Here is a 9,029-nt window from a genome sequence, read left to right on the forward strand (position 1 = left end):
ATTGGCCGCTCTGGTCCTGGCATCCGAAGTGCCGCAGGCCGTAGTTGCTGTCATCGATACACAGGCCCGTAGCCGCGCTGCGCAGGACCAGGGTGCCGTTGGGCGCATTGACCCGTGGGTGCTGGCCGCTGATCTGCGTTGAGGTCGTACTGGCCGTTGCGGTGCCGGCTCCGGCGAACGCAAGGGCCGGCAGCGTGACGGCCGCAGCCACTATGCGGGCCATGCGACCCAGTGTCCTTTTGGCGATGTTCAACGTACCCCCTGTAGTGATCAGACATGGTGTCGCCGCCTGTCCCCGCAACAGTGAAGTGGTACGGACAGCCCGTCCTCCACACTGTCCACGATGAGCAGGACATCCATGCCGGGTGGAAGTTCCTTGCGCTGCAAAGGCGTTGAAGCATCTCAGCAAAGCACGCGCCTACCGCTGGAGAGAAGAGTCGCGGACGGGCCATGACCCAATGGCTGATTCCGAAGCCGGGCGTCCGGCGAGGCACTGTTGACGCGGTCAGTTGGCTGTGGAGAACCGCGCGCCACCTTCGCCAACCTCGCCGGATGAACTCGGCGCGGTCCGCCACCTTGCTCCGGACTCCGCCTGCTTCACCGGCACCGGACAGCATGCAGCGCTGCACGGCGCTGCTCGGGTAGCACGGGTGGCAGTCGGTGCAGCGCCGCCATGGCGCAGTGCTGCGACCGGCCGGCCGTTCTGCAGGACGGCCGTTCGCAGGGTGCAACGGGGATCGCACGGGCCCTGACCTGCGTTGGGGAGTTTGGGCGGGGCGAAACTCACCGGTCGCCGAGCCGAAACTCACCGGCCGGGCGTGACCTTGGTGGCGCTGGTGAGTTCACCGGTCATGACGAATGTGACTGTGCTGCCGGCACGCGACGACGAACACGACGGCGGCGACGCGCGGCTGGCGGTGTTCGCCGCCGAGCGGGCCGCCCGAGCGGCCGACCTCGCCGCCCGGGCGCAGCAGGACGCGGCGGGGGAGGACGAGGCGGATCGGGCTGCGGCGCAGCAGCAGGCGCGGTTGGCGGCCGCGGTAGGGATCGCGGCGGCTTCGGCGAGCAGGGCGGTGGTGTGGGTATCGGAGTTGGCCGCCCGTACCGGCAGCCGGGACCTGGGCGAGTACGCGGCCGCCGTGCTCGCCTGCGGCCGGGACCTGGACCCCGAGGACGACGACCACGGCGGCGTGCCCGCCGACACCGCCTTCGTGCTCAGCGGGCTGGTGCTGGCCGGCGAGACCGGGCTGAGCACCGGCGAGGGCCTCGCCCTGGCGGCGGTAGGCGCGATCGCCCTCGCGATGCCCCGCACCATCACCACCGGCGACCCAGCCCAACAGTTGCCCGACCTCGCCCACCACCTCGACCAAGCCGTGGACGCCGGCCGCGGCACGGCGTAGCGCTCCCGGTCCGTACGGTGGCCCGTTCCCTCGGTTCAGGGGGCGGGCCATCACCGTGACCTGCGGAGGCCCTCGTCACGGGGCTTCCTCGTCCGTGAGGCATGATCTTGAACATGGATGAACCGGCAGTGGAGCTGCTCTCGCGGCTGTGGGAGGAGCACGTCCAACGGGCGTTTCCTCCGCATCTTCGCGGTCGAGACATCGACGGCGAAGACCTGGTACTGCTGGACGCGTTCACCGCCGGCGGTGTTTCCTCGGTCCTGTCAGGGCACCTCGATGAGAACCGTCGCGGGACCTTGCTCGTGTGCCTCGCGGCCCTTGAGAAGGTCCTGCCGTCTCTTGGTGACGAGGGCGGCGGAGCCGAGTACTACGAGCGTCTGCACGAGATGGCGGTGCTTGCAGCCGAACTCGGGAACGCAAGGCCCCGGTAGCGTCAAGCACTGAGCCATGCCTCTGCTGCCCGGAGTGATCCGGCTGTACCACCCCTGTCCCAGATCCGGCTGCGACGTCGCCGCCTGGGCGAACAAGCTGGGACGGCCCCAGCACTTGTCGCTCTTCGTCGTCGCCGTCGTCGGTGCTCTCCGGCGGCAGCTTGACGATCCGCCGGAACCGGCTGGCGGCCTGCGCGAGCATCGCGAACGCCAGCCCCAGAGACTCATCCGCCGGCGGAACACCGGAGTCGGCGCCACCGGGGAGGACCGCGACCGCTGCTGACAGTCCTTCCTCCGCCGCTTCGACATCGAGCACACACTCCGCCTGTTCAAGCAGACGCTGGGCTGGACGAAGCCCAGGCTGCGAAGCCCGGAAGCCGCAGACCGCTGACCGAGAAGACCTTCGGGATCTGGGTCGAGCCGTGGGGCGAGGACTACTGGATGAAGCCCAAGGAGAAGTTCACGATCGTCACGGACACCCCCAAGGACACGGACTCCGACGAGGCACCGTTCGAGGTCGTCTTCCATGACCAGGGCGCCAGCGTGTGGGTGAACATCGGCTACGAGGCCACCGTCTACGACCACTCGGGCAACGGGCTCGACTGCGGGCATCAGCGTCCCGTCGAAGTCCTGCGCGCCTGGACCGAAGCCTCCGAGGCTGCTGCGGATCACTCCGGCCTGACGCCGGAGCTTCAGGAGACAGCCCGCAGTGAGGCTGAGACCATGCGGTGGCGACTCTCAAGGGCCGAAGCCGCCGAGCAGGAGGCGCAGTCCGGCTGACAACGGGTTCGGAGGCGCGGACCCCCCAACGGGCAACCTGCCTGCCCATCGGCAGCTCAACGGCCGATGCCAGAGGTTAAACGGCAAGCTCAGGGGGCACGCAGCACATGCCCACTGGTCGACCCCGAAGCGAAGACGTGGCACGACGGGCCGGACGGCAGCTCAGCAACCGCCGCAGCCGCCACCCGGAGCCGGAGGGGGCGGCTGGCCCCGCCCTCGATGGCTCGCGTGGGACATGGTTCACGGTCCGTGCGAGCCATCGAGAGGCGCAAACGGCAGCCGAGTCTCCCACTGCCCCGGCGTCACGGCCAGGGCCAGGGACAGGGCGGCCGTCCTCCCGACGATCAAGCCCTAATTCCATCACCGTGACTGATGGGCTACAGGAAGCCGCGCATAAATGGCTTTGAATTCGGGTCCTCCGATTCGGGCTTCTGGAGGGGGTGGCAGGTGTGCAGAATCCTCCTGTCGGGAATTCCTGTCGCAGGTGCCGTGTGGTCCGCGCTGCGGCGAGGTTGGCGCCGGCAGCTGTGCAGCTGACGGGCGGCCGGCAGCGGAGCGTCCCACTCGGCCAGCAAGCGCCCGGCCCACCAACACTGCTCACCACCGGACCGACAGGCAGGTCTGCTGGCCCAGTGAGAACCAGCCCTCATGCCCGTGACCGGCCCCGATGGCCAGGCTATTCCCCATCCCTGATGGGGTGCGGTGGCGGAACTGGGCCGGATGAGCACTTCTATGGCCGGCCCAGCGCCTCGTACAGAGCAACGAGTTTCGGCATCTGCAGGGACAACGGTGGGAGTGTGGCGTACAACGGCATGACAGGGCCTGACCGCCGGCATGTGTTGTGCAGCCGACCGCGCGAGGCGTCCAATAGACCCGGGGGGACCAGTGGAAACACAGCGGGTGGTCAAACGGAGTCCGTGGTTCGCGAGGCTTCCGATTGCGTTCGTAGCTATCAGTTTTCTACTGCTTTTCTACACGCTGATAAGGAATAATTTAAAGCACCCTGCTGGGATATGGAAGCTCGAGCTGTTGGATACTCAGTCCGCTGTCACAGCGGTCCTTGCTTCGGTAGGGGCCGTACTTGCGCGCGCTCAGTACGCACGGACGGTCAGGCCCGCACTGGGTTGGTTTGGCCGCGTTGTGGCTGGCATGGCTCCAGATCAGCAGCTCGTATGGGCATGCCAGGCCATGAACGGTGCTCAAGACGTGGCCGTGCTGACAAGGATCGACTACTGGGTTAAGTTCTCCGCTACGGCGAAAGCTGACGGCGCCATGGATTCCGCCCGTTGGGGAACGTGCCACGATGTGGTGACCATGCTAACAGCACGGGGCCTGAAGGACGGTGAGGACTTCTCACTTCAATTAATCTCTCCCGGTCGGCCGATTCCGGCACAAGGCCTAATATTTATCGGCTGGTTTACAGAGAAAGCCATGGTAGAGATCGACGACGTTTCCATATGTGTACAGGTAGCAGACCGAGTTGGTGACACTCACGAACGGGTCATGGACCTATTGAAGGGCGCGATCCGCTCGCCGAAGAATCCCAGCGCTTCACCCTTCTGATGATGATCGAGGAGCGTAACCGGCCACCCGGACAACGTGCGGACACCCCCGCCGCGCACCCGGCCGACTGCGCCTGCGCACGGTGCGGGTCGGTACCTGGCCGGGCTCGCGGGGCGTCAGTTGTCGCCCGCCCGGGACAGAACGCGCGGCCGGCACGTCGTCACCGGCCCGCCCTCCCGGACGTAACCGAACCCCGCACCGACCACGGCTGGTGCGGGGTTCGGCGACGACGGCGGCGATCCGCACGACCGGCGGCCACGGCGCCACCGGCCCGTGGACGTCGAACTCACCAGCCGCGGTGCCAGCCACGAAGACCAGGGCGGGCACGATGGATACCGGCACGGGCGAGGAGAAGACGGATGCGCACCGGGGACATCGTGGTCGGCGAGACCTACATCGCGAGCATCCCCCAACGGCTCCCGGCACAGCCGGCGGTCACGAGCGCCGCAAGGTGACTGGCCGACATGCAACTGCACCTCGTCCGCGGCCGGCGCATCACGGTGACCGTGACCGGCTTCGGCGAGGAGCCCGGCACGGCCCCGGACGGCCGCGCCGTCGTCTTCCCCGCACGGTCGTCCACACCATCCCGGCCCGCTGGCTGCGCCCACAGGACGAGCGCCTGGAACTCCATCCGGACACGGGCCACTTCCACCGCGCCCTGGTGTGCCGGGACGCGGACGGGATGACGCCGACCCAGATCGACCGGGCGGCGGCGAAGGCACTGGAACAGCTCCACCACGTCAGGGGCCTGGCCCTGGACGACCAGACGTTCGACCGGTCGGTGCTCACCGCCGACGCGGACCACCGGGAGTGGCTGCGGATCGCCGAACGCATGCGGGAGGCCGGGCCGGCCGCCTACAACCCGCGGGCCGATCCCGACGCCGTGGAACACCCACCGCTGATCCGCTTCCGTGAGGGCCCCTGACGCCGCGGCCTGCCCCAGGTCCCACGCGAAACGCTGTCACTTGAGGTGGGGCCGTCCCGGCAAACCAGGCGTACCGGGCTTGCCGGGACGGTGCTGAGACAGGGAAGCCCGGAGCGGGGCCCCGAACCAGGGCTGTGCGCGGATGGCCGGTCCCTCGCGTTTTTAGTGCGTGGAACCGGCTTCCTCTGTCCAAGGCGCGCTCCAGGAAGTGGGCCGCCCCCGCACCCGGCTAGCAGCGGCGTTCAGGCACGGCCTCGATATAGGAGACAGTCCGCTTGTGCGCGATGCCGGACCCTAGTACCAACCAGTGCAGGCGATGTTGTAGGTCCACTGAGGGTTTGTGTAGGGGCTTCCGAGCCACTCGCTCGCGCCGCACGCCCGGTACCAGACACCGCCGTCGTCGTACTTCTCAGGCAGGGAGGCGCCGGTTTGGGTGTAGATCCGGTTGACGAATGAGTCCCATGTCTTGCCGCCGTTGTACGAACGGTCGTAGTAATAGGCAACCGTATTGCCGTCGAGTGCTTGGAGCCAGCTGTCGACGTAGTTGTGCCCGTCGCTCTTCGTGTAGCGATGAATCTGCACGGTGTTCCCGAACTGAGTCCCTGGACGCCAGGTGGCCTCGTTCGTCACGTCCGTAACGGTCCTGGAGGTCGCCGCCGCTGTGCCGACGGCCGGTCCCACGAGTGCGGCCGACACAGCCAGCATCACGGTCGCTGACACCAGTCCCATCCGCTTCGCCATAATCCACCCCTCTCCATTGCTGATATGCCTATGTCAACATCGATGGCCGACGCAACCACCAGCCCCGCCACGAGTTGGCCGGAAGGTCGCGATAATGAACCGGAAACCCTCTGTGACCGGACACGGTGACCAAGCCGCGCAAGCGGCCAGACGTTTCGGCCGCCGAGCTGGAGAGCGCGCCGGGCCCGAACGGATACCCGGTCGAGGCGTGGCGGGCGCCGGTGACCCACGGGCACGGCCGCGCCCCTGCTGCGCGAGGCCACACATGGAACTTCCGGCCGATCAGCGTCGCCACCCGCGCGCCGGTCCACACCTGGTCCTCGTCCCAGCCGTGAGCGGCCGGGCCCTGCTCAAGGTAGGCGGCCAGCTTCTCCTGGCAGCGCGCGGACAGCTTGCAACGCCGGCCGCTCGTCCCTCGTGAGGCCAGGGCCGCCACCCCGCCCTCCATCCACTCCTGGCGCCACCGATAGGCCGACTTCGAGCTCACCCGCAACCTGCGGGCGACCTCCGGCGGCCCCAGCCCATCGGCGAACAACCCGGCGGCCTCCAGCCGCACCTCCTCGCGACGCTGGCGACCTTTCGCCGTCAGCCCGCCCCCATCCACATATCGCATACCTACGACATAGCGCGCAAGTGACCATCAGTCAGCTACATGAACAGGCCAATCACCCCGAAGCGCCGAAGTCAGTAACTCCTGCACGACCTCGCCGGGTTGGTCGGCCAGGCGGTTGGTCCGGCGATGGTAGCGCTCGACGACTCCGGGAATCTGCTCGCGGAACGTCTGCCGCGGGCGGCAGAGCACCGGGCACACCGTCGCCGCAACCTCACCGAGACGACGACCCGCGGTCCGTCCACTGGCACGTCCGCGACCACCCTCCCGTGGAACCCGTGCCCCGCCCCGTAGGCGTCCCGCATGCGGGGCACGGCGCCGGATCGTCCCGGGTCTGCGCTGTCACCCGGATCCAGCCGGCTTCATCTGCCACGTCCTCGATGACCAGTGTCGACAACCCCGAAAACACCACACTCACAGGCTCGTTGACATCCAGCACGCCATGCCAACGATGCCGGTGACCCTTCGGTACCACCGATTACGGGACAGGGCCGAATTCATGACACTCCCGTTCCGGGACGGCGGTGCGCAGGGCGGCGGTCAGGCGGGTTGGGCAGGGCAGAGGATGGTGGTCTGCAGTGCGGGCAGGCCTTGTTGCCAGTTCTGGTCCTTCGCCTGGGTCGCGTTGTTGAACTCGTAGTAGATGTAGGGCACCCAGTTGAGGTTGAGCTGCTGGCGGCAGGAGAGGTCCGCGGGAATCTGGACGCCGACCTTCACGGTACGGGTGGCTCCCGGGGGAATCGGCGTGTTGAGGTGGAGCGCCGCGTTCTTGTCGGTGTGGGTGCAGTCGGTGATGTCGCCGGTGCAGGAGACGACGGCGTAGGCGTTCTGGTTCTGGTTCTCGGGCCAGGTCGCCTGAAGGAACTCGTAGACGAAGTTGATGTCGGTCGACTCGGTGTTGGTCAGGGACAGGGTGACGGTCAGCAGCGTGCCCGCCGTTGCGGTGTGCTGGTCCACGTACACGGCTGCCCCGGGGACGGCGGCGGCGTCCGGGGGGAGCGGCGGAAGGTGCGGGGTGGGCAGAAGGTACGGGGCCAGCGGGGTGGGGGCGGCCGTCGCGGCGGGTGCCTGGGCGAGCAGCACGGTGACGGCCGTCGCGGCGGCGGCCAGGGCTGCTGCCGGGCGAAGGGTACGTGAACCAGCCATCCGGGAGCTCCTGTATCGTCAATGGTTAGGTGGACAGAAGGAATTGACGTGCAGTCGGTTTCGGATCCGGAACCGGATCCAGCTGGGTTTCCGATCCCGGGGGCAGGCTGCCATTGGTCCGCCGGCAGGCCGGCCCCCAGGGTGGCCGGATCCGCTCACTTGCGAAAACGCGTGTGCTGCTCCTGGCCGAGCTGCCCGTCGCCGCAGTAGATGCGCGGTTTACCGTGACGGGTGGTCGGGCCGCTCATGCCGAGCCGCCCGTGCATGCGGCGGCCACCGCCGTGCCTGCCGCAAAGACTGCGTTTCGCGCTGATCCGGTTTGCTGCCGGGGTGGGTGCGGCGCTCCCCGGCCCACCCCGGCGCACCAGCTGGCGCTGGTACGCCGGGGTTCCCAAGTAGTTAGAAGTGCTTCCAGACGCCGCACGAGGAGAGGCGACTGCCGTTCCAGTTGCAAATCCTGGCCTGCACGATGCGGTAGTTGTAGGTTCGTGCCCTTGATCCCAGGCCGTCGAGGGTGATGGCGTGCGGTTCGCCGTTGGAGAGGTAGAGATCCAGGCCCGCGCCGATGCCATCGTCACTGTCATCGGTGATTGTCCCGATCGCGCCTTCCACATAGGCGTAGTCGCACAGGCCGCGGTCGCAGCTCGACCAGCCGGTCCCAGCGGCACTGGCCGGGCTGGCGGCCAGCAGTATCGTCGCCGCGAGAACGGGTAGTACCGCCCCTGCCGCTCGCTTGATCATTAGAGCCTCCTTCTTTCGTGCTTCCTGCCGAGTGATCCGGTTCCGATTCCTTGGCAGCGTGCCCCGGTGTGGCCATCCCCCTGGCGCCGCGCTCTCGGAGGGGACTCCGCCGGCGTGCTCAGCCGATCGTGCCCATACGCGCAGACGGCTGTTTCACGGGACCCTGCAAGTTGTCCGAAGAGCCGGTGGAGACTCCACAGTGCGGCCTGTTTGATTGTCCATCTACAAGGGGCCGATCGATGGCCAAGTGGGCAGCGGACAATCCGGTTTGGCCGCGGACAAGGGCAAGGGGGCACGGGGCGGCTGGTGCTGGACGTCCGCAGGGGCGGTTCAAGGGGGAGACCGAGGAGGCGGATGCCCTGGCCCGGTTCGTGCGGGAGGTGACGTCGGGGGTCACTGTCCGCGAGCTTGCCCGGCGCTACCCCATCGGCAAGACCAATTGGGGCGAGTACCGCTGCGCGGAGAAGGACATTCCGTGGCACCTGCTCCATCCCGGTCAGTCCTGGAACGGCGGCCAGGTCTACGGGTGGGACTGCAACGGGCCGGACTGGCAGAATTGGGCCCTCGCCTCGGTGAACGGTCGGACCGGGGGCCGCCACCTACGACGCGCGAACCCTAGACGCGGTACTGCAGGACAGCAACGGCAGCGCCATCACCCGCTACTCGTGGCAAGGATGGGACCACCAGCCCAG

9 protein-coding genes and 2 pseudogenes are annotated in these 9,029 nt (G+C 67.9%); 5 read left to right on the forward strand and 6 right to left on the reverse strand.

The window, feature by feature from the left end:
- Positions 1 to 223, reverse strand: a pseudogene (locus tag ACFV6I_RS32475) (hypothetical protein); the annotation flags it as partial.
- A 628-nt stretch (positions 224 to 851) separates the two neighbouring features.
- On the opposite strand from ACFV6I_RS32475, the gene ACFV6I_RS32480 reads away from it, so the two are divergent.
- The 5 genes from ACFV6I_RS32480 to ACFV6I_RS32500 all read left to right on the forward strand — a co-directional run bounded on the left by ACFV6I_RS32480 (position 852) and on the right by ACFV6I_RS32500 (position 5,099).
- Positions 852 to 1,400 (forward strand): hypothetical protein, encoded by a 549-nt coding sequence (locus tag ACFV6I_RS32480; RefSeq protein ID WP_380429210.1) that lies wholly within the window; start codon positions 852 to 854, stop codon positions 1,398 to 1,400.
- A 113-nt stretch (positions 1,401 to 1,513) separates the two neighbouring features.
- Positions 1,514 to 1,831, forward strand: coding sequence for a hypothetical protein (locus ACFV6I_RS32485; RefSeq protein WP_380429213.1), 318 nt, complete (start codon positions 1,514 to 1,516; stop codon positions 1,829 to 1,831).
- 441 nt (positions 1,832 to 2,272) lie between these two features.
- On the forward strand, positions 2,273 to 2,611 hold the full coding sequence (locus ACFV6I_RS32490; RefSeq protein ID WP_380429215.1) for a hypothetical protein: 339 nt from the start codon (positions 2,273 to 2,275) through the stop codon (positions 2,609 to 2,611).
- A gap of 1,149 nt (positions 2,612 to 3,760) precedes the next feature.
- Positions 3,761 to 4,174 (forward strand): hypothetical protein, encoded by a 414-nt coding sequence (locus ACFV6I_RS32495; RefSeq protein ID WP_380429218.1) that lies wholly within the window; start codon positions 3,761 to 3,763, stop codon positions 4,172 to 4,174.
- Between the two features lie 682 nt (positions 4,175 to 4,856).
- Positions 4,857 to 5,099 (forward strand): hypothetical protein, encoded by a 243-nt coding sequence (locus ACFV6I_RS32500; protein ID WP_380429221.1) that lies wholly within the window; start codon positions 4,857 to 4,859, stop codon positions 5,097 to 5,099.
- 294 nt (positions 5,100 to 5,393) lie between these two features.
- On the opposite strand, the gene ACFV6I_RS32505 is transcribed toward ACFV6I_RS32500, so the two are convergent.
- The 5 genes and pseudogenes from ACFV6I_RS32505 to ACFV6I_RS32525 form a co-directional block, all read right to left on the reverse strand.
- Positions 5,394 to 5,840 carry a hypothetical protein gene (locus ACFV6I_RS32505; protein WP_380342216.1) on the reverse strand — a complete coding sequence of 149 codons (447 nt, stop codon included), beginning with the start codon at positions 5,838 to 5,840 and terminating at the stop codon, positions 5,394 to 5,396.
- Positions 5,841 to 5,868: 28 nt separating this feature from the next.
- Positions 5,869 to 6,453, reverse strand: coding sequence for a transposase (locus tag ACFV6I_RS32510; RefSeq protein ID WP_380429223.1), 585 nt, complete (start codon positions 6,451 to 6,453; stop codon positions 5,869 to 5,871).
- Between the two features lie 75 nt (positions 6,454 to 6,528).
- Positions 6,529 to 6,859 (reverse strand): annotated as a pseudogene (locus ACFV6I_RS32515) (transposase family protein); the annotation flags it as partial.
- A gap of 131 nt (positions 6,860 to 6,990) precedes the next feature.
- Complete coding sequence (locus tag ACFV6I_RS32520) at positions 6,991 to 7,596, reverse strand: hypothetical protein (RefSeq protein WP_380342210.1); 606 nt, start codon at positions 7,594 to 7,596, stop codon at positions 6,991 to 6,993.
- Between the two features lie 399 nt (positions 7,597 to 7,995).
- Positions 7,996 to 8,337 (reverse strand): hypothetical protein, encoded by a 342-nt coding sequence (locus ACFV6I_RS32525; RefSeq protein ID WP_380429226.1) that lies wholly within the window; start codon positions 8,335 to 8,337, stop codon positions 7,996 to 7,998.
- Positions 8,338 to 9,029 lie beyond the last annotated feature (692 nt).

This window comes from Kitasatospora sp. NPDC059803, assembly GCF_042732255.1.
GTDB lineage: Bacteria > Actinomycetota > Actinomycetes > Streptomycetales > Streptomycetaceae > Kitasatospora.

Excerpts from the sequence above, each read along its gene's own strand:
- ACFV6I_RS32480 (WP_380429210.1), top strand. The coding sequence starts at position 852 with ATGACGAATGTGACTGTGCTGCCGGCACGCGACGACGAACACGACGGC.
- ACFV6I_RS32485 (WP_380429213.1), top strand. The coding sequence starts at position 1,514 with ATGGATGAACCGGCAGTGGAGCTGCTCTCGCGGCTGTGGGAGGAGCAC.
- ACFV6I_RS32490 (WP_380429215.1), top strand. The coding sequence starts at position 2,273 with ATGAAGCCCAAGGAGAAGTTCACGATCGTCACGGACACCCCCAAGGAC.
- ACFV6I_RS32495 (WP_380429218.1), top strand. The coding sequence starts at position 3,761 with ATGGCTCCAGATCAGCAGCTCGTATGGGCATGCCAGGCCATGAACGGT.
- ACFV6I_RS32500 (WP_380429221.1), top strand. The coding sequence starts at position 4,857 with ATGACGCCGACCCAGATCGACCGGGCGGCGGCGAAGGCACTGGAACAG.
- ACFV6I_RS32505 (WP_380342216.1), bottom strand. The coding sequence starts at position 5,840 with ATGGCGAAGCGGATGGGACTGGTGTCAGCGACCGTGATGCTGGCTGTG.
- ACFV6I_RS32510 (WP_380429223.1), bottom strand. The coding sequence starts at position 6,453 with ATGCGATATGTGGATGGGGGCGGGCTGACGGCGAAAGGTCGCCAGCGT.
- ACFV6I_RS32520 (WP_380342210.1), bottom strand. The coding sequence starts at position 7,596 with ATGGCTGGTTCACGTACCCTTCGCCCGGCAGCAGCCCTGGCCGCCGCC.
- ACFV6I_RS32525 (WP_380429226.1), bottom strand. The coding sequence starts at position 8,337 with ATGATCAAGCGAGCGGCAGGGGCGGTACTACCCGTTCTCGCGGCGACG.